Origin of the sequence: Sulfuricurvum sp. (assembly GCF_028688295.1) — a bacterium.
In the GTDB taxonomy this organism is placed as follows: domain Bacteria; phylum Campylobacterota; class Campylobacteria; order Campylobacterales; family Sulfurimonadaceae; genus Sulfuricurvum.
On record NZ_JAQTYM010000008.1, the window covers coordinates 1 to 24560 of the forward strand.

The 24560-nt window shown below is 43.4% G+C and carries 29 protein-coding genes and 1 tRNA gene; 17 read left to right on the forward strand and 13 right to left on the reverse strand.

Annotated elements, in window-relative coordinates; all coding sequences use genetic code 11:
- Positions 1–365: hypothetical protein (locus PHR02_RS03345; protein ID WP_299988918.1), on the reverse strand; the 365-nt coding region annotated here is incomplete at its 3' end.
- Positions 366–503: 138 nt separating this feature from the next.
- Here PHR02_RS03345 and leuA point away from each other — a divergent pair.
- A complete protein-coding gene (gene leuA, locus PHR02_RS03350; protein ID WP_299988922.1) occupies positions 504–2171 on the forward strand; it encodes a 2-isopropylmalate synthase in 1668 nt (555 codons plus the stop codon).
- 39 nt (positions 2172–2210) lie between these two features.
- Here the strand turns inward: leuA and PHR02_RS03355 are convergent, their stop codons facing one another.
- From PHR02_RS03355 to PHR02_RS03365, 3 genes are read right to left on the reverse strand one after another with little or no spacing between them, the layout of a single operon-like run.
- Positions 2211–2564, reverse strand: coding sequence for a hypothetical protein (locus PHR02_RS03355; RefSeq protein ID WP_299988924.1), 354 nt, complete (start codon positions 2562–2564; stop codon positions 2211–2213).
- Positions 2565–2573: 9 nt separating this feature from the next.
- Positions 2574–2804 (reverse strand): DUF2442 domain-containing protein, encoded by a 231-nt coding sequence (locus PHR02_RS03360; RefSeq protein ID WP_295014522.1) that lies wholly within the window; start codon positions 2802–2804, stop codon positions 2574–2576.
- Positions 2794–3030 carry a DUF4160 domain-containing protein gene (locus tag PHR02_RS03365; protein WP_295014524.1) on the reverse strand — a complete coding sequence of 79 codons (237 nt, stop codon included), beginning with the start codon at positions 3028–3030 and terminating at the stop codon, positions 2794–2796. The genes PHR02_RS03360 and PHR02_RS03365 overlap by 11 nt, the downstream gene beginning before the upstream one ends.
- 399 nt (positions 3031–3429) lie before the next feature.
- On the opposite strand from PHR02_RS03365, the gene PHR02_RS03370 reads away from it, so the two are divergent.
- From PHR02_RS03370 to PHR02_RS03415, 10 genes are all read left to right on the forward strand, one after another.
- On the forward strand, positions 3430–3699 hold the full coding sequence (locus PHR02_RS03370) for a DUF4160 domain-containing protein (RefSeq protein WP_299988928.1): 270 nt from the start codon (positions 3430–3432) through the stop codon (positions 3697–3699).
- Positions 3700–3701: 2 nt separating this feature from the next.
- Positions 3702–3932 (forward strand): DUF2442 domain-containing protein, encoded by a 231-nt coding sequence (locus PHR02_RS03375; protein WP_299988930.1) that lies wholly within the window; start codon positions 3702–3704, stop codon positions 3930–3932.
- A gap of 137 nt (positions 3933–4069) precedes the next feature.
- A complete protein-coding gene (gene alaS / locus PHR02_RS03380; RefSeq protein ID WP_299989084.1) occupies positions 4070–6622 on the forward strand; it encodes an alanine--tRNA ligase in 2553 nt (850 codons plus the stop codon).
- Positions 6619–7158, forward strand: a complete 540-nt coding sequence (locus tag PHR02_RS03385; protein WP_299988933.1) for a hypothetical protein — start codon at positions 6619–6621, stop codon at positions 7156–7158. Before alaS ends, PHR02_RS03385 begins: the two co-directional genes overlap by 4 nt.
- A 1-nt stretch (position 7159) precedes the next feature.
- Positions 7160–7705: a septum formation inhibitor Maf gene (maf, locus tag PHR02_RS03390; RefSeq protein WP_299988936.1), complete on the forward strand. Its 546-nt coding sequence runs from the start codon at positions 7160–7162 to the stop codon at positions 7703–7705.
- Between the two features lie 9 nt (positions 7706–7714).
- On the forward strand, positions 7715–8467 hold the full coding sequence (locus PHR02_RS03395; protein ID WP_299988939.1) for a M48 family metallopeptidase: 753 nt from the start codon (positions 7715–7717) through the stop codon (positions 8465–8467).
- A complete protein-coding gene (locus PHR02_RS03400) occupies positions 8464–9570 on the forward strand; it encodes a pyridoxal phosphate-dependent aminotransferase family protein (protein WP_299988941.1) in 1107 nt (368 codons plus the stop codon). Before PHR02_RS03395 ends, PHR02_RS03400 begins: the two co-directional genes overlap by 4 nt.
- Positions 9571–9574: 4 nt before the next feature.
- On the forward strand, positions 9575–10273 hold the full coding sequence (locus PHR02_RS03405; RefSeq protein ID WP_299988943.1) for an ATP-binding cassette domain-containing protein: 699 nt from the start codon (positions 9575–9577) through the stop codon (positions 10271–10273).
- 35 nt (positions 10274–10308) lie between these two features.
- Entirely contained in the window at positions 10309–12273 is a 1965-nt protein-coding gene (locus PHR02_RS03410) for a PBP1A family penicillin-binding protein (RefSeq protein ID WP_299988946.1), read from the forward strand.
- Positions 12274–12337: 64 nt separating this feature from the next.
- Positions 12338–12412: transfer RNA gene (locus PHR02_RS03415), tRNA-Gln, on the forward strand.
- 13 nt (positions 12413–12425) lie between these two features.
- Here PHR02_RS03415 and PHR02_RS03420 read toward each other — a convergent pair.
- Positions 12426–12986 carry a DedA family protein gene (locus tag PHR02_RS03420; RefSeq protein ID WP_299988947.1) on the reverse strand — a complete coding sequence of 187 codons (561 nt, stop codon included), beginning with the start codon at positions 12984–12986 and terminating at the stop codon, positions 12426–12428.
- Positions 12987–12990: 4 nt separating this feature from the next.
- A complete protein-coding gene (gene uvrB, locus PHR02_RS03425) occupies positions 12991–14964 on the reverse strand; it encodes an excinuclease ABC subunit UvrB (protein WP_299988951.1) in 1974 nt (657 codons plus the stop codon).
- Positions 14965–15124: 160 nt separating this feature from the next.
- Between uvrB and PHR02_RS03430 the strand changes: the two genes are divergently transcribed.
- The gene (locus tag PHR02_RS03430) at positions 15125–16300 is read left to right on the forward strand and encodes an RNA-binding domain-containing protein (protein WP_299988954.1); all 1176 of its coding nucleotides are present in this window, start codon (positions 15125–15127) and stop codon (positions 16298–16300) included.
- 154 nt (positions 16301–16454) lie between these two features.
- Here PHR02_RS03430 and PHR02_RS03435 read toward each other — a convergent pair whose 3' ends face one another.
- Positions 16455–16796: a type II toxin-antitoxin system PemK/MazF family toxin gene (locus PHR02_RS03435; RefSeq protein WP_299988957.1), complete on the reverse strand. Its 342-nt coding sequence runs from the start codon at positions 16794–16796 to the stop codon at positions 16455–16457.
- Positions 16793–17029 carry a DNA-binding protein gene (locus PHR02_RS03440; RefSeq protein WP_299988959.1) on the reverse strand — a complete coding sequence of 79 codons (237 nt, stop codon included), beginning with the start codon at positions 17027–17029 and terminating at the stop codon, positions 16793–16795. Before PHR02_RS03440 ends, PHR02_RS03435 begins: the two co-directional genes overlap by 4 nt.
- Positions 17030–17451: 422 nt before the next feature.
- On the opposite strand from PHR02_RS03440, the gene PHR02_RS03445 reads away from it, so the two are divergent.
- The 4 genes from PHR02_RS03445 (at position 17452) to PHR02_RS03460 (ending at position 18767) form a co-directional block, all read left to right on the forward strand.
- Positions 17452–17724 (forward strand): hypothetical protein, encoded by a 273-nt coding sequence (locus tag PHR02_RS03445; protein WP_299988962.1) that lies wholly within the window; start codon positions 17452–17454, stop codon positions 17722–17724.
- Entirely contained in the window at positions 17721–17942 is a 222-nt protein-coding gene (locus PHR02_RS03450; RefSeq protein WP_299988965.1) for a hypothetical protein, read from the forward strand. The genes PHR02_RS03445 and PHR02_RS03450 overlap by 4 nt, the downstream gene beginning before the upstream one ends.
- Positions 17943–18031: 89 nt before the next feature.
- Positions 18032–18361, forward strand: a complete 330-nt coding sequence (locus PHR02_RS03455) for a cytochrome C (RefSeq protein ID WP_299988967.1) — start codon at positions 18032–18034, stop codon at positions 18359–18361.
- A gap of 112 nt (positions 18362–18473) precedes the next feature.
- Complete coding sequence (locus PHR02_RS03460) at positions 18474–18767, forward strand: c-type cytochrome (RefSeq protein WP_299988970.1); 294 nt, start codon at positions 18474–18476, stop codon at positions 18765–18767.
- Between the two features lie 76 nt (positions 18768–18843).
- Here PHR02_RS03460 and PHR02_RS03465 read toward each other — a convergent pair whose 3' ends face one another.
- The 4 genes from PHR02_RS03465 to PHR02_RS03480 all read right to left on the reverse strand — a co-directional run bounded on the left by PHR02_RS03465 (position 18844) and on the right by PHR02_RS03480 (position 22662).
- Positions 18844–19950 carry a HAMP domain-containing sensor histidine kinase gene (locus PHR02_RS03465; protein WP_299988973.1) on the reverse strand — a complete coding sequence of 369 codons (1107 nt, stop codon included), beginning with the start codon at positions 19948–19950 and terminating at the stop codon, positions 18844–18846.
- A gap of 40 nt (positions 19951–19990) precedes the next feature.
- Complete coding sequence (locus PHR02_RS03470) at positions 19991–20659, reverse strand: response regulator transcription factor (protein ID WP_299988976.1); 669 nt, start codon at positions 20657–20659, stop codon at positions 19991–19993.
- Positions 20656–21933: a Na+/H+ antiporter NhaC family protein gene (locus tag PHR02_RS03475; protein ID WP_299988979.1), complete on the reverse strand. Its 1278-nt coding sequence runs from the start codon at positions 21931–21933 to the stop codon at positions 20656–20658. The genes PHR02_RS03470 and PHR02_RS03475 overlap by 4 nt, the downstream gene beginning before the upstream one ends.
- A 105-nt stretch (positions 21934–22038) precedes the next feature.
- On the reverse strand, positions 22039–22662 hold the full coding sequence (locus tag PHR02_RS03480; RefSeq protein ID WP_299988981.1) for an acyl-CoA acyltransferase: 624 nt from the start codon (positions 22660–22662) through the stop codon (positions 22039–22041).
- A gap of 69 nt (positions 22663–22731) precedes the next feature.
- Between PHR02_RS03480 and PHR02_RS03485 the strand changes: the two genes are divergently transcribed.
- Positions 22732–23412 (forward strand): L,D-transpeptidase family protein, encoded by a 681-nt coding sequence (locus tag PHR02_RS03485; RefSeq protein ID WP_299988983.1) that lies wholly within the window; start codon positions 22732–22734, stop codon positions 23410–23412.
- 79 nt (positions 23413–23491) lie between these two features.
- On the opposite strand, the gene PHR02_RS03490 is transcribed toward PHR02_RS03485, so the two are convergent.
- A complete protein-coding gene (locus PHR02_RS03490; protein ID WP_299988985.1) occupies positions 23492–24511 on the reverse strand; it encodes a cytochrome-c peroxidase in 1020 nt (339 codons plus the stop codon).
- Between the last annotated feature and the right edge of the window lie 49 nt (positions 24512–24560).

Below are 24560 nucleotides of genomic sequence, written 5' to 3' on the forward strand. Positions count from 1 at the left end.
CTATTGTCAATTTCATAGTTGAAAATAGCATTGGTTTTGAGTTGATTGCCACTGATTGTAAAAGAGGTATTGTCTGTACTCCCGGTACCTGCAACAAGAGTATAGGTATGGGTATTTCCAGCCGTATCGGTCGTTGTGAAAGTCCCGACGGCCGTTCCGGAGGCGGAGTTTTCGGCTACTGACGTGGAACTCAGAGAAATATTAGTTGGTGCTGTGTTCGGAGCATCTTCACATCGTGGTGGCCCGCCCCCAGTTTTCCATAGGCAACTACTATCCAAATCGCAAGCAGTTCTATTGAGACCAGAACATGCAGCATACAAAGAAATAGAGTAAAAAAAGAGTACTAGAAGAAATAACTTTTTCATGCTTCTCTGCTCCTGGAATTTTCAGTTATTATAATACAGTTGCCCCATAATTGCGCTAAAAGCCCTTTTTGCTATAATTCGTTCACTTATTGCCACCAGCAAGGGCAGTGAGGAGAGAAAAATCTAAGGAGTTTCCTAATGAAACACGCATCTGTGGGCAAATACCGCCCGTATCCTCAAGTTGATTTGCCAAACCGAGTTTGGCCTACCAAAACCATCACGCACGCCCCTATCTGGTGCAGTGTCGATCTTCGCGACGGTAACCAAGCGTTGATCACCCCGATGAATTTGGATCAAAAACTCTCTCTCTTCTCACTCTTGCTGAAACTCGGATTTAAAAATATAGAAGTGGGATTCCCTTCCGCATCGAAAGTGGAGTTCGATTTTTTACGCACCCTTGTAGAGCAAAAATTGATTCCCGATGACGTGACGGTTCAAGTCCTCGTCCAAGCACGGGAACATTTGATCGATAAAACGTTCGAAGCGTTAGCAGGGGTTAAAAAAGCGATTGTCCATTTGTACAACTCCACCTCGGTCGCACAGCGTAAAATCGTCTTCGGAAAAGAGCAAGATGAGATTATCGCGTTGGCGTTAGAGGGTGTCGATATGGTCAAAGCCCGCGCCGCCAAGCACGACGGTGAGATCAGTTTAGAGTATTCACCGGAGAGTTTTACGGGGACTGAACTGGAATATGCCGCCCGTATCTGTAACGCCGTTACCGATCGTTGGGGGATCAGCGCTGAGCGTAAAGTTATTATTAATCTCCCTGCTACGGTCGAGATGGCGACACCGAACGTCTATGCCGATCAGATCGAGTGGATGAGCCGACACCTTACCAACCGTGAACACGTGTTGATCTCGACCCACACCCATAATGACCGTGGAACTTCCGTTGCCGCAACGGAGTTGGCGTTGTTGGCTGGGGCGGATCGTGTCGAGGGGACGTTGCTCTCCAACGGTGAGCGTACCGGAAACGTCGATATTATTACGTTGGCACTCAACATGTATACCCAAGGAGTTGATCCTGAGCTTGATTTCAGCGATTTAGAGAGTGTTGTACGTGTCGTCGAAGAGTGTACCGATATGAAAACCCATGAGCGTCACCCGTATGTGGGTGAACTTGTCTATACGGCGTTTTCAGGGTCTCATCAAGACGCGATCAACAAAGGGTTGGCGTATCAACGTGCTAAAGACGATGCGTTTTGGGAAGTACCGTATCTCCCTATCGATCCGAGCGATGTGGGACGCAATTACGAGGGGATTATCCGTATCAACTCCCAGTCGGGCAAAGGGGGAGTAGCTTACGTCCTCGAAGATAAATTCGGCTATTCATTACCGAAGAAAATGCACCCTGAGATCGGAACGATCGTTCAGCGCGTTACCGACGAAGCGGGACGCGAACTTTCCAGTGAAGAGATTTTAGACATTTTCGAGAAAACCTATTTCGGTGAACCGCATGACATTGAGTTTGTGGATTATTCGGTGATCTCCGAGAGTGCAAAAGAGCACTCGGCGAAATGTGTGTTGGAATACACCCATAACGGCAAAGCGATCCGAAGCGAAGGGGTGGGGAATGGTCCTATCGATGCGTGCAAAAACGCGTTGATGGTGGAGTATTCCCACAGCTTTAAAATCCTCTCCTACAGCGAGCATTCACGCGGAGAGCTCTCCAGTGCCGAAGCGGTTGCCTACATCGAGATTCAGACCGAGAGTTTGGATAAATTTTTCGGGGTAGGGTGTGATAACGACATCACTGTTGCTTCGATTAAAGCGATGTTTAGCGCTCTTAATAGAGCATTTTCGTAATTCTTCTGTGTTATCCCCAATCAAGTCGGGGATGCATTCCTAGCGGTTATCTCTGTCTTCAAGTGTTCCATCTGGATGTAGCCAAAAACCGTCTGACAAATAAGTAGCTTCACCTTCTGAATGAGTGATAGCACTGTATAGTTGTATTAAAAAATTATCAACCATTCTATTTGTATGATTTTTATACCTATGATAGTTTTCGACATCGTAATCTAAAGCAATGAGTTCATCATTAGATATAACTCCTAGTTTAGCTTTTAATGCTTCAATAGAATGAATCCATTTTTTCCTATCTTTAATATAATATTTTCCTTGATAGGCATTTTCATCAAGTATCTCTTGATATCCAAGTGCCAATGCTAATTCAACACTTTTTGCATAATTCATTTTCATAATAAAGTTCTACGACGCAATCAGCGGGAAATTTTCAGGGTGTTCGATAATATCAACGGTGAGATCAATATCTAAATCCGGCCAGTAAAGATGACCGTTTGCATAGGTCTCGACATTGCCGATTTTTGCTACCGAAGCATCTTTAAACCACGGGAATGTTTCAAAAGACATAAACAGCTCTTTACCCTCGGTTAGAATCCATACACCGTTAGGGGAAATGTTGGTGATTTCAGTTTCCAAAGTGTGCCTCCCAAGCATTTTTAAACGTTTCAATATTCTCTTTTGTCATCGTTTCAATCTCTTTTAGACGAACATTTGAGAGCTTATAACTCGTTGCAATTTCGATAGTCGGTTCAAGCCAAAGCTTCGCTTCGCCGTCAGGACAGATAACATGGATATGCATACGTGCCTCTTCACGAGAAAAAAAGAAAAAACGGTAATCTTTAATTTTCAGAACGGTTGGCACGTTAAATGTCCTCTCATACTTGCTTATGAGATATAGTTTAGCAAAAAAGTCGTAAAAAGATTATGTACTTTTCTTTTTCATAAGAAAAGTACCAAAAGAAAATCGCCTTGCGACAAGTCGCTGGCGGTCGCTTCACAGTACTGCGAGCGACCTTGCTCTGCGTAGTGTAGCAAGGCAGAAAATTATTTGATGAAATGATTTTCGCATTCTGCGAAAATAGAAAAACAATCCCTGCGATTCAACTCCTAGAGCCGCGTGCGATGCAGAAGTGCAAGGAGTCACGTGAGCGTTCATGGATCGCGGTATGCTCTTTTGCTACTTTTCGGCTAAACAGAAAAGTAGAATTACTATTTAAACCAATCAGTGATACAATAAACGAACTAAAATAAAGAGGTTGCAATGCCAACGATTAGCTTGTTTTACGGAATCGTTATTAGTCTTTATTACTTTGATAATGAAAAACATCATACCCCTCATATTCATGCAAAATATCAAGATTTTTCGGGGGTATTTGATATAGAGAGTGGAGAGATGATTGAGGGAGATTTGCCAAAAAACAAGGTAAAACTTACAGTGGCATGGATGGAGATTCACAAAGAAGATTTGATGGCAGACTGGGAATTAGCTATCACTGGTCAGCCTGTTTTTAAAATCGAACCGTTGAAATAATCATGCGTATTTATGTCAAATCAGTAGAAATCTTTGAGTTTCCAAAGCTCTCTATTACGTTTAATACCGACGAGAAAAAAATATTTGATGTCTCTCCCTATTTGGATAAAGGGATATTCACAGAGCTTCAAAATCAAGATTATTTTAAACAAGTAAAAGCGACCAATGGAACCATTGAGTGGCCAAATGGTCAAGACTTTTGCCCTGACACATTGTATATAAAGGGCAGGTGAAGTTGGGAATGACTGCGTAACACCCTTCGACAGGCTCAGGGCAAACGGAAAAAACTTCTCTTTTCCTTCTAACTTCTTTAATTAAACCCTTCTTCGCTATAATCGCGCAATTTTTACTAAACGGTGAGTAAACCATGATGGATGTCCGCGAAGCCTTTTTGGCCTTTTTTGAATCAAAACAACACGCACGGGTTCCGAGTTCCCCACTTGTCCCCGATGATGCAACCCTCCTTTTCACCAATGCGGGGATGGTTCCGTTTAAATCGATCTTTACGGGTGATATCCCTATTCCTGCCAATCCGCGTGCGACCAGTGCACAGACGTGTATCCGTGCGGGTGGAAAACACAATGACCTAGAGAACGTCGGTCATACGGCACGTCACCACACGTTTTTCGAGATGCTCGGAAACTTCAGTTTCGGTGATTATTTCAAAGAGGAAGCGATTGCCCATGCGTGGGAATTTGTGACCGAAGTGATGAAACTCCCTGTCGATAAACTCTGGGTTACTGTCCATGAGAGCGATGACGAAGCGGAAGAGATTTGGAAGAAGCATATTGCCGCAGATCGCATTATGCGTTTGGGTGATAAAGATAACTTCTGGCAGATGGGAGATACCGGACCGTGCGGACCGTGTTCGGAAATCTTCGTCGATCAGGGTGCGGAACATTTCAATGGACCTGAGGATTATATGGGGGGAGACGGGGATCGTTTCCTAGAAATCTGGAACCTCGTATTTATGCAGTATGAGCGTAATACCAAAGGTGAATTGAAACCGCTTCCGAAACCATCTATCGATACGGGGATGGGGCTAGAACGTGCTACGGCAGTACTCGAAGGGGCATTGAGCAACTACGATTCAACCCTCTTTATGCCGATTATTCGCAAAGTCGAAGCCCTTATCGGTAAACCCTATACGTATGCAAGCGGTGCATCGTATCGTGTTATTGCCGATCATATCCGTACGGCTACGTTTCTCCTTGCTCAGGGGACAAACTTCTCTAACGAAGGGCGCGGGTATGTATTGCGTCGTATTTTACGTCGTGCGGTTCGTCATGGATATTTGCTCGGATTTACCAAACCGTTTATGTTTGAGGTTGCCGACACCGTTGCCGAGTTGATGGGGAAACAATACCCTTACATTGTTGAAAAATTGGCAGTTTTAAAAGAGCAAATCATGCTCGAAGAGGAACGCTTTTTCAAAACCATCGCTTCGGGGATCGAACTCTTCAACGAAGAGTTGAAAAACACCAAAGAGACCTTCAGCGGAGAAGTGGCGTTCAAACTCTACGACACCTTTGGATTTCCTCTCGATTTGACCGAAGATATGTTGAAAGAGAAACATCTCTCTCTCGATGTAGAGACGTTTGAAACTTTGATGTCTGAGCAACGCAAGCGTGCGAAAGCGGCGTGGAAAGGTTCGGGAGACGCGCACGTCGAGGGGGATTTTAAAACTCTCCTTGAGACGTTCGGGGTTAATACTTTTATCGGATACGGCTACACGAAAGCTTCCGTCAAAATCCAAGCTCTTTTGAGTGAAAGTTTTGAGCGGGTTGAGCAACTTCATGCGCACCAAAGCGGATGGGTACTCCTCGAAGAGACACCGTTTTATGCGGAAAGCGGCGGACAAAGCGGTGACACGGGTAAACTTGGCGATAAAGCGACCGTTACCGAAACGAAAAAGTTTCACGGCTTGAACCTCTCTCATATCGAGACGAAATCGACCGTGAGTGTCGGTGAGAGTATCGAAGCGGTTGTTGATCCTGAGCGTAACGAAATTGCAAAACACCACTCGGCAACGCATCTTTTGCACGCGGCATTGTACGAGCAATTGGGTGAGCATATTTCCCAAGCGGGATCACTCGTTGAGCACAATCGTCTCCGTTTCGACTTCTCCCACCCTAAGGCAATGAGCCACGAAGAGATTGCTCTGGTAGAAGAGAGGGTGAACTATCATATCTTCCATGCGTTGGAAGGGTTGACGAGAGAGATGAGTATCGACGAAGCGAAAAAAAGCGGTGCGAAAGCGCAGTTCGGCGAGAAATACGGTGACACCGTCCGTGTCGTCAATTTTGGAACTGCGTCGGTCGAGTTTTGCGGCGGTATCCACGTCGATAACACGGCAACCATAGGGACATTTGTGATCGTCAAAGAGAGCGGTGTGAGCGCGGGTGTTCGCCGTATCGAAGCAGTGTGCGGAAATGCAGCATATAACCTCTTTAAACAACAGCGTCACCTTCTCGAAGAGGTCGAAGCATCGGTTAAAAATCGCGATGTATTGGCGGGGATCGAGCGTCTTAAAGAGCAGGTTAAAACTCTAAAAACTGAAATGAGCACATTGGCGTCGAGTGCGAAAGAAGAACTCTCGATCACGATGATGGGATCTACGGCAGTAGTAGTCGCCGAACTCACAGCGGGTGATATCAAAGAGCGTATCGATGAACTCAAAAATCAGCACGATTCGGTTGCGGTGATCCTCTTCCAAGTCAAAGACGACAAAGTGCTTCTCGCGGCAGGGGCTAAAAATACAACCGTAAAAGCGGGTGATTGGATCAAAGTAATCGCTCCGATCCTCGGCGGCGGCGGCGGTGGACGTCCTGACTTTGCCCAAGCGGGCGGAAAAGATGCTAGCAAATTGGGTGAAGCTAAAGAAGTAGCATTGGCGTATGTAACGAAGGAATTGGGACAATGAAAGAGTTTTTGATTGAAACTTTCGCTCATCATCGGACATTGATTGTTTTTTTACATGTCATCAGTGCCGTTATTTGGGTCGGCGGGATGATTGCTATCCGTTTTGCTACTCATCAATCATTGGCACTTATCAGTGATCCAAAAGTGCGATTAGAGCGTGCAGCACATACATTAAAACGTCTCTTCAGTATTGTATGGCCATTTGTGATTGTTCTTATTGTTACGGCTGTTTTTATGGCTGTGGGATTAGGATTTCGAGCAGCGGCAGTAGATCCGATGGGTAATGTTATCGATGCGTACGCTATGAGTTTGTATAACACCATCCACATAAAAGAAGCGATTTGGCTTATTATGGCGATGAATCTTGGTGCTATGATGTGGCGACGTAATAAGGCAGAGTTTGCATTGAAAAATGGTGACGTTGAAACGGCGAAGAGTATGTTGGGTTTGATTGCCAAATATATGGTTCCGCTCAATATAGTATTGGGTGTTATCGCGATTTATATCGGCGTCTTTTTAAGAGGCGCTCACGCATAATATGCTCCGTTTAGCTTCATCCTCGATAACCCGCGCTGAGCTTCTAGGAGTGGCGGGTATCCCTTTTATCCAAGAATCTATCGATTTCGATGAAGATTCTATTGTTGCCTCCTCTCCTAAAAATTTTGTCTATCAAGCGACACTCGGAAAATACCGTGTTAATTTGGAAAAATTCGGATGTGCCGATTATCCTCTTCTCGTAGCCGACACGGTAGTAACGGCGCATGGTAAAATTTTGCGCAAGGCGAAAGACGAAGCGGATGCCCGAGCAATTTTAGAGATGCAAAGCGGTTCGGATGTTGCTATCATCACTTGTATGATCTATAAAACTCCACGCCTTGAGCTTGTCGATATCTCATCGACGCACTATTTTTTCGATGTTTTTGATCCCAAAAATATCGATGCGTATCTGGAGAGCGGCGAGTGGAGAGGCAAGGCGGGAGCATGCATGGTGGAGGGGTTTTGTAAACCTTATATCCGTGAGGTTCGAGGCTTTGAGAGTACGGCGATGGGGCTCTCTGTCGAAATACTTAAACCTTTTCTATAGGAGAATACGATGAAGTTTATAGTGACAGCACTTTTAGGATTATTGTTAGTCGGATGTACAAAAACTCCTCTCACTAATCGGTCCCAATTTATGATGATTTCTCCTGATCAAGAGATGACTTTAGGTGCTACTGAGGCAAAGAAAGTTGTAGAAACGTCTAAAATCAGCACCGATAAAAAGCTCCAAGATCGTGTCAAACGGATCGGGGCTCAAATCGCTGCGGTGAGCGGACGAAGTGATTTCGCATGGGAATTTACGGTAATACAAGACGATACTCCCAATGCGTTTTGTCTGCCGGGGGGAAAAGTCTTTTTTTATACGGGGATTTTAAAAATTACCGAAAACGATGATCAAATAGCTACCGTTATGGGACATGAGATCGCACATGCTCTTGCTCGTCATGGTGCAGAGCGGATGTCGATGCAAAATGCGAGCAATATAGGCGCTCAGGTGCTAGCAGTGGCATTAAACGTTCCAGCACAATATCAAAATCTTTATGCGCAGGCGTATGGGGTTACTTCACAAGTAGGGCTCATTCTCCCTTATAGCCGTACTTTTGAGCATGAAGCGGATCAAATCGGTCTTTATTTGATGTGGAAAGCGGGATATAACCCTGCACAAGCGGTCAAATTTTGGGAAAATATGGCTCGTTTGTCTAAAAGTTCTCAAAAACCGCCCGCTTTTCTCTCCACCCATCCGGCGGATGAAGAACGGATTCGAGAGATTCGCGCATACATAGCACAACTCCCTGTCACTCGATGAATAACCCCTACACAAGCGAGCTTAATGCGCTAAAACGCTCAGGGCGTTATCGTGAACGTCATCTCCGCGATGCCTCACTGATTGATGCGGCATCGAATGATTATTTGGGATTAGCCCACAACAAAGAGCTTCATCAAAAAGCGTGTGAAACACTCTTGCACTATAGCGATCATGCTCCAAAAGCCTCGATGCTCGTAAACGGCTACCACCCGATCCATGCGGCATTTGAAGAGGCATTGTGTAGAGCTAACGGCTTTGAATCGGGGATCGTCATGGGGAGCGGGTTTAATGCGAATGTGGGACTGATCGAAGCATTAGTTCGCAAAGGCGATGTACTTTTGATGGATGAGGAGTACCATGCCAGCGGGATTGCAGGTGCACGGATGTGTGAGGGAGAGGTGGTATTTTTTCCTCATAACGATGTTGAAGCCTTTAAATCCGAGCTACTACGCGCAGAAGGAAAACGGGTTATTGTCGCGGTTGAGGGGATTTATTCGATGGGGGGTGACCTCGTTCCTAAAGCAATTATCGAGCTCTCCATTGAGCATCAAGCGATTTTGATTTTGGATGAAGCGCACAGTAGCGGTGTGATCGGTGAGCATTTGATGGGGGTACTCGATTATTATGCAATTACACCGACACCACTTATGATCAAAATGGGGACGTTGGGCAAAGCGTATGGCAGTTTCGGTGCTTATGTCCTCTCCTCGCGCCACATCAGTGAGTATCTCATCAACCGAGCTAAAAATGTTATTTATGCGACGGCACCTTCGCTGTATGATACGGCACTTGCTCATCATGCCCTCATCTTTATTCAAACGCATACCGATATGTTAGCTCAACAAATAGGTGCACGCCAGAGGATTATCAAAGAGGTATTAGGAATTGAGTGTTCTGGGCTGATTGTACCTATAGTAATCGGAGATAATCGTGAAGTGATGCGATTGCAAGGTGTCCTCAAAAGTGAGATGGGAATACACGTCGGAGCGATTCGTCAGCCAACAGTCAAAAAAGCGATCCTTCGTCTTATTGCACGGCTTGAAATAAGCGAAACAGACTTGGCGCAAGCGTGTGAGCGATTAACACAGATTTGGGTAAAATAGCGTCATGAATACGATTCGTATCAATCAGCTCAAAATCACCTATGCAGGTGAAGTAGTGGTAGATATTGCATTTGAAATTCGGCATTCATTGGCACTGGTGGGAGCAAGCGGAAGCGGTAAATCGCTAAGCCTCAAAGCTCTTTTGGGACTTTTAGATCCGACATTGGATGTTTTAATAGAGAAAGAGTGTGATTTTGAGTGGGAACGAGGCAAGAGTATTGCTTTGGTTCCTCAAAATCCTTTTACGGCATTGTCTCCGCTTACACGGATCAAAGATCAGATGTTTCTCCCCTTGTCGCGAAGCATTGAACTCTTTAACCTGCTGGGTTTGGATGAATCGCTGTTAGAGAGGTTTCCCCCTGAGCTCTCAGGTGGGCAGCTTCAACGAGTAGTGGTCGCTATCGCTCTAGGCTCGAATCCAAAGCTTTTGTTGTTGGATGAGCCGACAACGGCGCTGGATCCCACCTCAAAAGAGACAATGATTGCGTTGTTAAGAACATTGCAAGAAAAAATAGGATTTAAGATGTTATTTGTTACTCACGATATGGGGGTAGCATCGGCACTGTGTGAAGATATTTGTGTCTTGAGAGAGGGACGAGTCATCGAACAAGGGCTAATCGACATGGTGACGCATGAGCCCAAAGAGCCTTATACTCAATCGTTAATCGAAGCCGAATTTAAAACCAGGGGATTTAGAAATTGATCAACTCCTATGAAGAAGTACCGTTAAGGGTGAGAATGAAAAAATATTTTTTGATTGTAATTGGGATTATCGTGATGATTCCAATCGTTTTTTTAGGGTATCTTATTTACTCGTTTGAATACGAAACCCAAAAGCTGATTCAATATCAACCGCGTCTAACCACCGAAGTGTATGATCGAAACGGCAATAAAATTGCGAACCTTTTCAGTGATGAACACCGGTATTATGTTTCGTATGAAAACATCCCTCCACGTCTTATTGAAGCACTTTTGGCGATCGAAGATACGATGTTTTTCGAACATGATGGGGTTAACCCTGATGCGATTATGCGGGCGATCATCAAAGACGTCAGTGCTGGAAAGCTCAAAGAAGGGGCGAGTACGATTACACAGCAGTTAGTTAAAAATACGTTGTTGACTCGTGAAAAGAAATTTTCCCGTAAATTTAAAGAGGTTCTTTACTCGATCCGTATTGAACAAGAACTTTCTAAAGAACAAATTTTAGAGCGTTATTTTAATGAGATCTATTTGGGGCATGGTTATTACGGGATTAAAACGGCATCTGATGGGTATTTTCGAAAACCACTTAATGAACTCACTCTAAAAGAGATGGCGATGCTGGTAGGCTTGCCAAAAGCTCCGAATTTTTACTCACCGACTCGAAATTATGAACTCTCTTTAGGTCGGGCTAATCGCGTTATCGGTCGGATGTATGAGCTAGGATGGATCGATCAACCAACCTATGAAAAAGCAACAGATGAGCGACCAAAAGTTTATAACGATACTCTTAGTAAAAATTCGGGTCCTTATATCATTGATGAGGTAATGCGTCAACTCGGTGATGCCTTTCCTGATATTCGTAGCGGGGGCTATAAAATCTACACCAGTATCGATATGAGATTACAAGAAGCGGGATATAAAGCATTGCAATCTGGTCGTGACGAGATTCTGAAACGGGCACAGGAAGCAGGAGATTTAGATGAGAATATACAGCGTCAACTCAACGGTGCTTTGATCAGTCTTGATCCTCGAAGTGGTGAGATTTTGGCGATGGTAGGAGGGTATGATTACTCTCTCAGCCCTTTTAACCGTGTAACACAGGCAAAGCGTCAGCCGGGTTCAGCGTTCAAGCCTTTTATTTATCAAGTCGCACTTGATAGCGGTATGTCTCCCTCTTCTATGGTTCCAGATATTGCGCGTACGTATACCTATTCAGGTGATGATGGTGAAGAAAAAACATGGCAGCCGAAAAACTATAAAAATGAGTATAAAGGGATGGTGACAATCCGTAATGCGCTGACCCATTCACGTAACCTGGCGACGATCAATATGGTCAGCGATATGGGATTTGGAAAAGTGACCGATGGGTTGAGACGGTATGGGATTGTTGAGAATCTTCCACCTGATTTGTCTATTGCCTTGGGGACAATTTCTCTTTCCCCTCTTGATTTAGCAAAATATTACACTATGTTCGCAAGTGGTGGTGCATTAACTAACCCGATTCTTGTTCGACAGGTTATTACCCCTAAAGGGGAGACGATACGTTATGAAAATAAAAGCCGTCAAGTCAATACTCCTCAGCAAATTTATCTCATGACCTCGATCCTCAGAGATGTTGTAAGTCATGGAACAGGGACAGGAGCACGTGTCGGAGGGATGGAAATCGCTGGAAAAACCGGAACAACGAATAAAAATGTCGATGCATGGTTTGTCGGGTATTCACCGACAGTCGAGACGGTTGTTTGGTTTGGAAATGATAACAATACCCCGATGCGTCGAAGTGAGACGGGTGGTCGCGCAGCTGGACCGGTATTTAGGTATTACTACGAAGATATGTTACGTATTTACCCGAATACTAAACGTTATTTTGATGTACCTGCTGGAGTGTATGTAGGATCATCTAATGATCAAAATAATTCTGAGAATTACACGGATACCTCAACAGCACCCGATATAACACAAGAGGAAGCTCCAATTACGGAAGAAAAGTTATTATTTTAACTGATTTATGAGCAAGCTCAATTTTTTTTAAGGGGAGTTTTTCTACAATTCCCCACTCAGTTATTGGGGTGTCGCCAAGCGGTAAGGCAACTGGTTTTGGTCCAGTCATTCGGGGGTTCGAATCCCTCCTCCCCATCCACACTATGATTTTTTTACTGCTTTTTGGTTGCACGTGAAAGATAGATCCAAATAGTTCCCCCGATAAGTACAAGCATTACAGGTGCCAAATACGGTTTATCAGCAACTACTTTATACCCCTCGATTAAAGCCCCACCGAAAAGATAGCTACCACCACCGACAACGATTGCCCAGATTGCTGCACCGATGGCATTGTACGCACTAAATTTCCAAAAATCGTATTTCGTAAGACCAATAGCCAAGGGGACTAGCGTTTTTAATCCATAGATAAATTTTTTGACCACAATAATCCATGAACCGTGCTTTTTCAAAAGGAGATGGGAAAAGGCAAGTTTACGACGGTGTTTTCTAAAATACTCCATCATTTCACGTTTGTGATAGCGAGACATATAAAACATGAGTGAATCACCGATAAAGTTAGCGGTAAATGCAATAGCAATCGAGAGGGATATATCCATCTTCCCCATAAAACTCAGAACCCCGGCACCGAGAAGGGCAACAAAACCACCTCCAAGAGAGTAAAGAAAAAGTACGACGTATCCATACGTCGAGAGGTTGTTGAGCATGTCATCCATTTTATTATAACTTCCTTATTTTTGCTATTTCATCCCGTAAGCGGGCAGCTTCTTCAAATTCGAGTTTTTTGGCGGCTTCTCTCATTTTGAGATTCAGCTCTTCGATCAGTTTTTTCCGCTCAGCGGCAGGGAGTGTTTTCGCTTTTTTAGAGCGGTTGTATAGATCGCCGACATCTTCGAGTTTGAGATTTTCATCGAGTGAGCGTTTGGTAGTTGTCGGGGTAATCCCATGCTCAGTGTTAAATGCCTCTTGGGTTTCCCGTCGTGCCGTTGTTTTGGCAATGGCGCGTTCCATCGATCCGGTAATCTTTTGTGCGTACAAAATAACCCGTCCGTGTTCATTCCGCGCGGCGCGTCCGATGGTTTGAACGAGAGCGGTTTCGGAGCGGAGAAATCCCTCTTTGTCGGCATCTAAAATCGCTACGAGACTCACTTCGGGAAGGTCAAGCCCCTCACGGAGGAGATTGATCCCGATAAGGACATCGAAATCGCCGACACGCAATCCTCGTATAATTTGATTGCGCTCGATAGCGTCGATCTCGGAGTGCATATACTGCACCTTGATCCCCAAATCGGCGAGGTATTTGGTGAGCGCTTCCGCCATTTTTTTGGTTAAAACGGTGACGAGGACACGATCCCCAAGAGCCACCGTTTTTTTAATCTCATCGTGCAAATCTTCGACCTGATTTTCACTCGGTTTGATCGTGATAATCGGATCGAGCAATCCGGTAGGGCGGATAATCTGATGGGCGATCGTGGTACTGATATCGAGTTCTTGCGCTGATGGGGTTGCAGAGACGAACATATAATGGGGCGCTTTGTTCATAAACTCATCAATCATAAGAGGGCGGTTATCGAGGGCACTCGGAAGACGAAATCCGTAATCGACGAGTACCTCTTTACGACTCCGATCCCCCGCAAACATCCCCCGAAATTGCGGCAAACTCACATGGCTCTCATCGACGATAATGAGAAATTTATCGTGATGGAGGGTGAAATAATCGAGCAGGGTATACGGAGCTTCTCCGGGGAGTTTGTCGGTGAGATGGCGGGAGTAGTTTTCGACCCCCTTACACATCCCCGTTGCCTGAAGCATTTCGAGGTCAAATTCACATCGCTGTTTTAGGCGCTGTGCTTCGACGATTTTCCCTTGTTTGTCGAGCTCGTTTAGTCGTTCTCCCAACTCATCTTCGATCCGCTTGATCGCGCGTGAGAGTTTCTCTTGCCCCACCGCAAACTGACTGGTAGCGTAGATCGTGACCGTTTCTTGTTTTTCGGTCATCGTGTTGCTCAGGGGTTCAAAAAAGGTTAAACGCTCCACTTCATCCCCGAAAAACTCGATCCGTAGAGCCTGATCTTGCCAGTATGGGGGATAAATATCGACCACTTCACCGTTGACCCGAAAGTGACCGCCATCGAAATAAGTGTCATTTCGGGCGTATCCCATCTCGACGAGGCGTAGAAGGAGCTTTTTTTGGTTGATTTCATCACCGATGGCGATAACTTGCACCATCTTCTCATACTCTTCCGGATCACCGAGCCCGTAGTTAGCAGAGACGGAGGCGACAACGATAACATCATCATAGCTGAGGAGATTCGCGGTGGCAGAGAGGCGAAGCCGTTCCAACTCATCATTGATTGAGCTGTCTTTTTCGATAAACAGATCTTGGCGGGGGATATAGGCTTCGGGTTGATAGTAATCGTAGTAACTGATGAAATACTCGACATGGTTTTCAGGGAAAAACGAGCGAAACTCACTGTAGAGTTGTGCCGCGAGAGTTTTGTTATGGGTCATAATGATCGTCGGAAGCTGAACGCTCTCGATCACCTTCGCCATCGTGTAGGTTTTACCACTACCGGTTACCCCCTCAAGGGAAACATAGCGTTCGCCGTTTTTAATGCCCGATGCGAGAGCATCGATAGCAACGGGCTGATCACCGGCAGGTTGATAGGGGGTATGGACTTTAAAAATCGGCAATGAATGACCCTAAATTAGTTTCTACTATAGTTGTCGAATTATAGCGGAAAACCTGTTTCTTAATGAGGACGACTGCCTATAGGCTGCTGAGTTAAGGTGAGTTTTTGAAAACAAGATATAATTGATTATATGAGTGTAATTCAATAAGTAGGAAAGCTATATGACAAGTTCAGAATTGCAACAGTTAATCATGGCGGGTGAAAATAATTTATGTGATTTCAAACGTGAGTTTTATAAATATAATGGAGTAAATGATGGACGTGCCGAATTTATAAAAGATATCACAGCATTTGCAAACTCCACTCGCCAGAATGGAAAAGACGCATTTGTCATTGTTGGGTATAAAGATGGAAATTATTTTGATGTTAAATTGTCCGATATTGAAGATGAAGCGCAATGGCAAACTCTTGTGAATGGCAAAATCAGTCCACCAATAGAATTTACTTTTGAAGAAATTGAGATTACACACGAAGGGCAGGAACATCATCTTATATTGATTAAAATACCAGTTAGCTCTAGAAAACCACATATCGTGAGACAAGACTTTAAAACGGTTAAAAAAACACTCTATGAAGGCCAATGTTTTGTGCGCCTTGGTTCAAGTACGGCAATTGCAAATAGAGTACAAATTGCTGAAATGGTTTATGATGCTGATAAAAATTTTAACCCATATAAGAGATTAATTAAATATATTGAGTCGGTTCAGAAGACAGGTGAAAAAATCGATATTGGTGCAATTGAAAATCTTTTGTATCAAAATATGATTCCTTCTTTTTTTATGCCACTTTCACAAAATTTAGATGCAGTCAGTTTAAATAGTGCAGGTGTACCAATTCACAGCCCCTCAATATCACAAGCAGATTTACAACGAGATTCTTTAAATTTTAATGAAGCAGCAGATCATTCAAATACTGGTGATTATTCATTGGCAAAGACTTTTTTAGACAAACTTTCTGATATAAATAAATATAAAGAAGCTTGTCTTGTTGCGGGAGTTGTCTATACAGAATTGGGAGATCAGCAAAAAGCATATAGCTATTATGAACGTGCGATTGAATTAGAACCTGATAGCCCTGAAGTTTATTATCGTTATGCTATGTCTTATCTACGTAATAAAGAAATTGGAAATGGTATTTTAAATTTGGAAAAAGCATATGCACTAATTGATCCTGTTGAGGAGCCAATTCTTTCTAAAGTTATCATATACAATTTGGCTACAGTATATTATGAGAAAGATATTATGAAAAGGGCTAAAAATTTGATGCATGAATTTTTACAAATTCATTATGAAGAGGATGAGCCAAAGTTATTTGCTCAAATGGTAATTAATTCTTAATCAATACACCTTGGAATGACCTCATTTCATAGACACATTAGAATTCTTTCATAACCCCGAATGAGGACGTTCGCCCTGAGCCTGTCGAAGGGTGTGCAGTTCATGGTTCGACAGGCTCACCACGAACGGAAAAAAAGGTTATGCAAAAAGTTTACTATTTCATCCCCAGTACGATACTCACCATTGTATCAATATCGTCCATTTCGTGAGGATATAAGGAAGCGATTGCATCGGACGTCAATCGGTTGTTATCGATGGAGCGGATTTGATCGATAACGATATCTGAATCGTAGTCTAATGCGTCACGTTTGTTGATCCGATACCGAAGCGGTTGGGCATCATCGATTAGCTTGGTAGATAATGGGATTACTATTGTTGTTGTATGCCCTATGCTATTGAGCATATTGCTTTGGTAAATCAAGACAGGTCGTATTTTGCCTATTTCATCCCCTTTTTTAGGGTTAAGATTGGCTAAATAGATGTCTCCGCGTTTCATACTAATCCGTCATTTAGCGTATCATCAAATTCTTGAACCATAGACAACGAATGATCTCGCACTTTTAGGGATGCTCGTTTCATTTGCTCTTTGAGTTGTTCTTGCTTTAATGCTTCACGATAATAGGTTACTGAACGGCGAATCAATTCGCTCTTCGTAATCTTAAGGCTCTTTACCATGTCGTTGAGTGTTTCATAAAAGGTGTCATCTGATTTTAATGTGATCGTGTGCATGATCTCTCCAATCAATTATTATTTTAAATATTATACCAAATTACTTACTTTGGTATTACTAAATTACTTAAATAGTTTATTTATTGAAGAACTCATAGAAGACGCCATTTTTACCAATATGACTGCTGAGTTAAGGTGAGTTTTTGAATTATCGCTAATCTCTAACTCTTTTTCGAATTTTTGTCAGTGCGTTTTTCTTTTAACGTTTTGGTCGGTGCTTTTTTAACTGCTTTTTTTGAATCTTGGCCTTTTGCCATAATATCCCCTTTTTTAGATGTGTTAATCGTATAACTCTCCACACATAGTATACGACTTATACTTAAAAGGCAGTGGCAACTCAGAGGGATTTGGAAGGATTAGCGTTGAAGCAGAGCTAAACTATGTTAAAATTATGTCAAAGACTCTATTACCCAAGGTTAATCATGTTATTTAATCCCACTCCATTGGAAAAGTTGACGACACTCGTTACCGATTTACTTGAAAAACAAGTTGCTCTTAAAGGAGAAGTTGAAGCCCTTCGTGCTGAGGGTGTCTCGATTCGTGGTAATGAACAAACGAAAGATGCTGAAATTGAACGTCTAAATGGGGCGCTTGCCGCAAAAGATGAAGAGATTAAAATGTACGCTGATGAACTTGCCGCAAAAGATGTTGAGATTGAAGCCATCGTTTCTAAAATAGAAAGTTTGCTTGGATGAAGACCAAAATAGCCCTTACCCTCAATGCCAAACGTTACGACATTGATGTTGAGGAAGATTTTGCCCGTTTTTTAACCGAGCAGATGAGACAGGATTTTGAGTTTAATGGGAACAATGATCTCAAACTACTTCTCCAAGCCTATGTGCGTAAAAATTTTGCTCTGTATGAGCAAGAGAAGCAAACACTAGCTTTAATCGAACGTCTTCAAAATAGTTAACCCCCTCCACAATCGCTTCACAATAACTTTTTATACTGCTCTCATCAAAAGGGAATCTCGAAAGAGAAACTCTGAAAAAGGAGTTTAGGATGAATAAGTTGCTTTCATTACTGTTAATCGCAGCACTCAGTGCTTCAGTTGCTTCAGCGGACGCTAAAGCGGGTCAAAAAATCTATCTAAAAACGCTTAAAGCGAAGTTCAACATGAACGGAACCAAGTTTGCGGCTGAGCATACGGTAGGTGAATGGGAAGAGTTGTTTGCTGATGGAGCAAAAGGGTTTATCAAAGTTTATGGTGAGCGTTTTCCAAATGCAGTTCCGGTCCTTACGAATCCAAGCATGAGTGATAAACTCCAAGATATTGGTGATTTTGCTAAAGAGTACGGTTCAGATAGCGGAAACGTCCCGAGCTGTGGATAAGGGTTGTGTCATTCCGTGCACCGACACGGAATCTAAAAATACAAAGAGTGTGGATACCGTATCAAGTACGGTATGACGAAATTAGGCAAACATTAAATAAAAAGGATTTATGATGAAAACGTTAATTGCGATTCTTGGACTTACAGCTATGTTGAGTGCTGCTGATGGCGGTGCTTTGTATCAAAAATGTGCGGCCTGTCATGGTCTTAAAGGTGAAAAAGTAGCTTTGGGTAAATCAGAAGTGATTGCTGGATGGAGTTCTGCAAAAGTGGTTGATGCGCTCAAAGGGTATAAAGCGGGAACACGTAATACCAAAGGTATGGGTGCTTTGATGAAAGGGCAAACTGCCACATTGAGTGATGCTGATATGAAAGCTCTTGGTGATCATATCGCGGGTCTAAAATAATCTTTAGCTGCTGCGAGCTGTCGCAGTCTACAAATTATATTGTTTTGTTCCTCGTCACAATTCCCCTAATGGGGAATTACTCCCATCCCACGCAAATCTTTGTCCCGATTCTCTCTTCAGATTCAATCGTAATTTTCAAATCATACTCTCTTGCAATCATTGCGACGATATTTAGCCCTATTCCAAATCCTCCGACACTTTTATCAGCGCGGGTATAGCGCTCAAACACTCGATCAATCATTTCTGAGGGGATTCCTATGCCGTTGTCTTCGATACACAAATTACCATGAATGAGATTAATAGCAATATGCCCCTCCATTTTGTTGTACTTGATTGCATTTGAGAGGAGGTTATCGATGAGGCGAGTCGCTTTGGTGCTATCGATAATAAGTATGATATCGGGATTGATAGAGAGGGTAAGGGTGATTTTTTTTTGCTCGATTCGATGACGGAAATACTCGAGACGCTCATTCAAGAGATGAGATAAATCGAGTGCAGTATCCTTAACCGCTAAATCATGGTTTAAAATGAGGTAGGTAAGATCATCATAGAGTGTCGAGATTGTACGAGAGGCGATTTCAATTCGTTTGAGTTTTTTTGCTGCTGATAGTGGTAGCTCCCCTTCTTGTAGTGCTTCTATATTCGTGAGGATTGCACTAACGGGGGTATTTAGTTCATGGGTGGTATCTTTGATAAAATTATCGAGCAGGGCTATCGCTTCGTTCATAGGACGTAAAAACATTCGAGAGAGGAAAAACCCGATGATCCCTAAAATCACTAACAAGAGTGAACCGAAACTCAACACATCTTTAAGAACTTGGTGTCTCCAAAGCTCATCGTCACGGGTTTCAAAAACGAGATAATACTCTCCTAATCCATAGGGTGAGAGGGCAATAATGAGATGAATATACCCCTTATGCAAAGCAATATTTTCGCGAAAATCGGTGTGGTTTTGATATAAATTGCCGACAAGAAAATCTTTGCTGTATCCATACAAAGCAGTTGTATAAGCAAGGTCAGTCGGGAAAGTTTTGAGATTATGACCGTTTTCTAACCATTGTTTGAGTTTTGGGACATAAGTCTCACTCTCCAACTGCATTGCTAGACGATGCGAAGAGAGCATTTGAGTTTTTACCGATTCATAATAGAGGATTGCAATCAGCCCCAAAATGAGAATACTCATTACTCCATAAAGAGCTAAAAAACTTCGTAAAGTTCGGTATTTAGCGAAATTGATACCCGAGGCGCTTGTGGCTGACAATGGAATCCTTTCCGAGGAGTTTACGGAGCGTTTTAATATAGGTGCGTAGACTTCCATCACTAGGGGTTTCATCGAAGTCCCACAAATACTCCATGATCATCTCATGATGCAAAAGTTCATTGCGGTGTTGGATAAAAAGTTTGAGGAGCTTGTGCTCTTTGAGTTGTAAATTTTGGACGATTCCATTGATTGTAAGCACTTGATTATCGATGTCGTAGGTAATCCCCTCGGCTAACGTGAGAGCATCGGTCGGATTATGGTAAAAATTGCGCTTTAGGATCGTTTGAATCCGTAACAACAGCTCTTTGAGAGCGAAGGGTTTACGGATATAATCATCTCCCCCGCTCTCAAACCCCTCTTCGACATCACTCATAGCATTACGTGAGGTGATAAAGATCGCAGGAGTTGAATTTCCCTCTTTACGGCTTGTTTTGAGGAGGGAAAAGCCATTTCCGCCTGGGATATTGACATCGAGGAGTAATAGATCGAATTTTTGCTCATAGAGGGTATCTTCAGCGGTTGCAGCATCATAGACACAAGTGACGTCATAGCCGCAACTTTCAAGATATTCGCTGACACTTTCAGAGAGATTCGGGTCGTCTTCGAGTAAAAGAAGCTTCGCTTTAATCATGTGAGTAGTACCCCAAAAAGTATAAATAAAATAAAGGCAAAGAGTGCTGAAATAAGAGCGTAGGGGAGTTGTGTTTTGACATGTTCACCAACCTCACATCCGCTTGCCATCGACGAAATGATAGTGGTATCGGAGATGGGAGAGCAGTGATCGCCGAAAACTCCTCCTGAGATCACGGCTCCTATTGCCAAAGCTACCGGTGCATCGAGACCTACTGCGAGAGGTACGGCGATGGGGAGCATAATGCTAAAGGTCCCCCAACTCGTCCCCGTAGCAAATGCGATGAGGGCAGCTAACATAAAAATGGCTCCCGCGAGATAGGCGGAGGGGAGATAGTCACCGATAAAGGAGGCGAGGTATTGCCCCACCTCCATATCTGAACTCACTCCGCCGATAGCAAAGGCAAAGAGTAAAATAAAGGCAATAGGGGTGAGGGTTTTGGCTCCGCTAAAGGCCGCTTCTAAAAATTCTCCTGTTTTCATGGTGTTGGTGAAACGGTAGTAAATCCACATCAAAATAAGAGTTAGTGAAAGGGCATAAAAAATTGAACTGGATCCGGAACCTTTTAAAATATCTCCCTTTCCGCTAAGGAGCATGAAACCGATTACCCCGCCGATCATCCAAACGATAGGCCATAAAAAGAGGCCGACACTTTTAGTGTTTTCTTCATACTGGGGTGAGAACTCATGCGGGAGTGAATGACGCATAGGACCGATATCGATCTCATACCAAATAACGATAAAGGTAACAATGAGAGCAATATAAGCATAAAAATTAAAAGCGATGGAATGAATAAGCCAAGTTGCACTTTCACCCGCGATCAGTCCGGCGGTGATTTGTCCGCCTATAAGTCCCAAGAGTAATGCTCCCCATCCGTTAATGGTGATGATGGAGCAGACCGGTGCTGAGGTCGAATCACAGACAAACGCCAATTTCGCTCGGCTGATACCATAGCGGTCACAAAAAGGTTTTCCTACCGCACCGGCTACGAGAGAGGTGATAGATGATTCGATAAAAATAATAATTCCTGCAACAAAACTAGGGATCAGAGCACCTCGTTTGGTGGTGACGAGTGAGTGTTTGATACTCAGCTCATGGACAAAAGCTCCGACACCGCCACTGCGTTCGATCAGTGTCATGACAGAACCGACCATGATTGCAAATCCGAGGGTTTTGAGCACCCATCCTTCGCTAAGTAGAGCGATAAATCGTTCGATAATAAGAAGAATCGTCGTAATCAGATGAAAATCGGCAATAATAAATTCACCAATCAATACCGCTACGGCTAATGCGATAAAGACCGAGCGACTAAAGAGGGCAAGTAAGATGGCAACAAGGGGAGGGATTAACCCTAAAAGACCGTATTCGATTGGATATCCTTACAGTATCATTTGCAGGCGCATAATACCGGGACGGTCAAATTGCTCACGGTAGTATTCACTTCGTTTCTCATCCATGACTTCAAAGCCTAGCTTTTTGTAGATCATTTCATTCTCAACGGAACCGATTTCAATTGCCGTTTGAACTTTTCGATATCCTTTGAGTCGTGCAGTGAGCATACTTTTTCCAATGAGCTCTTTAAAGACATCAAGACTTTTAAACTCCGGTTTAATAAGCATAAAATCGAGGACAAATGTTTTATTGTCCACTTCACCCTCACATAAAAGATAAGCGGCTATCCGTTCGTGATACGTTTCATCAAAACCGATCTCTTCGAGTGCTTTGGAAAATATTTCATGCGTGGCGATACGGGGTTCATAGCCACAAATGGTTCCGGCTATCATCCCATCTGAGAGGGCGATGAAAAAATTGGAGAAATGACAATAGCTTTTCGTTGAAGTGAGAGCTAAGCGTTTTAAATTCGCTAAAAGAGTTTCATTATCAGATGTATTAAAAACCAGATCGAATAAACCGATCTTTTTTCCTCCCCGTGAACTCTCTAGCAATGCTTGGGCTATAAAGTCAATATCTACCTCGGATGCTTTGCGAACCGTTATTGCCATTATTGCCTCACTTGCCAAATTTTCTATATGCTATACTACCTAACTTTAAAACAAACTAAGAAAAATGAGATGTTGAAAATAACTTTGCCCCTTTTGCTTTCGTCTGTCCTTTCTACCCTCTTTGCTTTTGAGCAATTTGTGGTTGTCCTTTCTCCTGAGCTAAACGCGACGAGTGCCTCATTGCAGCGGTATGAGAAACAGCGTCAGTGGGTTAAAATTGGCGATAAAGTCCCTGTTACCTTAGGGCGAAGCGGTTTGGGATATGTTGCGTTTAAACAACCGCTTAAAAATGAAGGGGATGGACGCTCGCCAGCAGGGGTATTTCCCATAACATCAACTTTTGGCTACGATCAGAACACAACATTTAAACTTCCTCACTGGCATGCAGATGAAAATCTCTATTGTGTTGATGATGTTAATGATTCACGTTACAACAAAATACTCCGTATTTATGACAAAAGTTCTCTTCCCTCCAGTTACGAAGTGATGCGACGCCCTGATGGAGTGTATCGTTATGGTGCAGTGATAGGGTATAACCCATCGGCGCAAAGGGGACGTGGTTCATGTATCTTTATCCATCTAAACCAAAGTGATAAACGTCCTACATCGGGATGTACGGCTATGGATGAAATTCCTTTAAGAACATTATTAGAGTGGTTAGATGGAGCGAAAAAACCACAGATTTTACAGATAGTGAAAAGTGAGTGTGGGAAATACCAAAAAGAGTTCGAGGGGATAGAGTGTGAATAAAATACGTTCGTGGTGAGCCAGTCGAACCATGAACGTCACCCTTCGACAGGCTCAGGGCGAACGTTCTTTGAATGTTATATTAGTTATTAACGACATCCACTTTTGGCGTTTTTGCGGTTGAAGCCGGAAGCATCGGATAGATAACCGTCGGTTTTTTACCTTCTAACGCTTTTAGGAAGGTTTCGATCTCTTCCGTCTCTTTGTCATTCAAATCAACACCGAGTTGGATACGACCCATCTCTTTGATCGCCTCGCCGAGTGTTGCGATTTGACCGTTGTGGAAATACGGAGCAGTTTCGGTGATATTACGGAGTGTGGGTACACGAACCATACCGTTTTTATCCCCTTTGAAATCTCCTACATTCATGTGTTTATAGGGAGCCACAGCACCGAATGCCTGCATTGTTCCGCCGAGTGCGATATCGTTATGACAGGTAGCACACCCTTTGTCGATAAAGGTTTTAAGCCCTTTTTGCTCCGCTTTGCTCAAGGCATTTTTCTTCCCATTGAGGAAATCATCGTAACGTGATGGGGTAACGAGGGTACGCTCGAATACGGCGATAGTATCGGCTACTTTAGTAAAATCAACTTTGACATCTTTGCCGTATGCTTTTTTGAATGCATTAACATAGGCTGGGATAGAGTTGACGACACCCTCTACGAACTCTTTTGGCGCGGCCATTTCAGGTCCTGCTTGGATTGGTCCTTGGGCTTGGTCTTCGAGATGCGGTGAGCGTCCGTCCCAGAATTGTTGGCTGTAGAATACGGCGTTATAGACTGTTGGTGAACTGAGACCATGAGGATTAGCTGTCCATTTGTGCCCGATAGCGGCAGACATACCATCAACTCCTCCGATTGCGAGGTTGTGGCAGCTGTTACAGCTAATCAAACCGCTTTTAGAAAGGCGCGGCTCGAAATAGAGCATTTTTCCGAGTTCTACTTTAGCCGCAGTTGTCGGGTTTTTTGGATTACTGGTCAGTGCATTGAGCGCTTTTGCAGAGGTTGGGATCGGTTTTAAACCGGCTGTTTTAGCTTCATCTACGAGTGAAGCACCCATGACGCTTGATGCGATGATGGCAGAGATCATTAATATTTTCATTGTGAATCCTTGTGTTTTATGGATTGGAACGAGAATTGTAGCAGAATAA

Bases quoted from the DNA above. Each gene is read 5' to 3' on its own strand.
- PHR02_RS03455 (WP_299988967.1), top strand. From the start codon at position 18,032: ATGAATAAGTTGCTTTCATTACTGTTAATCGCAGCACTCAGTGCTTCA.
- PHR02_RS03375 (WP_299988930.1), top strand. From the start codon at position 3,702: ATGCGTATTTATGTCAAATCAGTAGAAATCTTTGAGTTTCCAAAGCTC.
- PHR02_RS03450 (WP_299988965.1), top strand. From the start codon at position 17,721: ATGAAGACCAAAATAGCCCTTACCCTCAATGCCAAACGTTACGACATT.
- PHR02_RS03435 (WP_299988957.1), bottom strand. From the start codon at position 16,796: ATGAAACGCGGAGACATCTATTTAGCCAATCTTAACCCTAAAAAAGGG.
- PHR02_RS03400 (WP_299988941.1), top strand. From the start codon at position 8,464: ATGAATAACCCCTACACAAGCGAGCTTAATGCGCTAAAACGCTCAGGG.
- leuA (WP_299988922.1), top strand. From the start codon at position 504: ATGAAACACGCATCTGTGGGCAAATACCGCCCGTATCCTCAAGTTGAT.
- PHR02_RS03355 (WP_299988924.1), bottom strand. From the start codon at position 2,564: ATGAAAATGAATTATGCAAAAAGTGTTGAATTAGCATTGGCACTTGGA.
- maf (WP_299988936.1), top strand. From the start codon at position 7,160: ATGCTCCGTTTAGCTTCATCCTCGATAACCCGCGCTGAGCTTCTAGGA.
- PHR02_RS03485 (WP_299988983.1), top strand. From the start codon at position 22,732: ATGTTGAAAATAACTTTGCCCCTTTTGCTTTCGTCTGTCCTTTCTACC.
- PHR02_RS03395 (WP_299988939.1), top strand. From the start codon at position 7,715: ATGAAGTTTATAGTGACAGCACTTTTAGGATTATTGTTAGTCGGATGT.
- PHR02_RS03470 (WP_299988976.1), bottom strand. From the start codon at position 20,659: ATGATTAAAGCGAAGCTTCTTTTACTCGAAGACGACCCGAATCTCTCT.
- PHR02_RS03385 (WP_299988933.1), top strand. From the start codon at position 6,619: ATGAAAGAGTTTTTGATTGAAACTTTCGCTCATCATCGGACATTGATT.
- PHR02_RS03420 (WP_299988947.1), bottom strand. From the start codon at position 12,986: ATGGATGACATGCTCAACAACCTCTCGACGTATGGATACGTCGTACTT.
- PHR02_RS03465 (WP_299988973.1), bottom strand. From the start codon at position 19,950: ATGAGTATTCTCATTTTGGGGCTGATTGCAATCCTCTATTATGAATCG.
- PHR02_RS03405 (WP_299988943.1), top strand. From the start codon at position 9,575: ATGAATACGATTCGTATCAATCAGCTCAAAATCACCTATGCAGGTGAA.
- PHR02_RS03490 (WP_299988985.1), bottom strand. From the start codon at position 24,511: ATGAAAATATTAATGATCTCTGCCATCATCGCATCAAGCGTCATGGGT.
- PHR02_RS03460 (WP_299988970.1), top strand. From the start codon at position 18,474: ATGAAAACGTTAATTGCGATTCTTGGACTTACAGCTATGTTGAGTGCT.
- PHR02_RS03430 (WP_299988954.1), top strand. From the start codon at position 15,125: ATGACAAGTTCAGAATTGCAACAGTTAATCATGGCGGGTGAAAATAAT.
- PHR02_RS03440 (WP_299988959.1), bottom strand. From the start codon at position 17,029: ATGCACACGATCACATTAAAATCAGATGACACCTTTTATGAAACACTC.
- PHR02_RS03480 (WP_299988981.1), bottom strand. From the start codon at position 22,662: ATGGCAATAACGGTTCGCAAAGCATCCGAGGTAGATATTGACTTTATA.
- alaS (WP_299989084.1), top strand. From the start codon at position 4,070: ATGGATGTCCGCGAAGCCTTTTTGGCCTTTTTTGAATCAAAACAACAC.
- PHR02_RS03410 (WP_299988946.1), top strand. From the start codon at position 10,309: ATGAAAAAATATTTTTTGATTGTAATTGGGATTATCGTGATGATTCCA.
- PHR02_RS03370 (WP_299988928.1), top strand. From the start codon at position 3,430: ATGCCAACGATTAGCTTGTTTTACGGAATCGTTATTAGTCTTTATTAC.
- PHR02_RS03445 (WP_299988962.1), top strand. From the start codon at position 17,452: ATGTTATTTAATCCCACTCCATTGGAAAAGTTGACGACACTCGTTACC.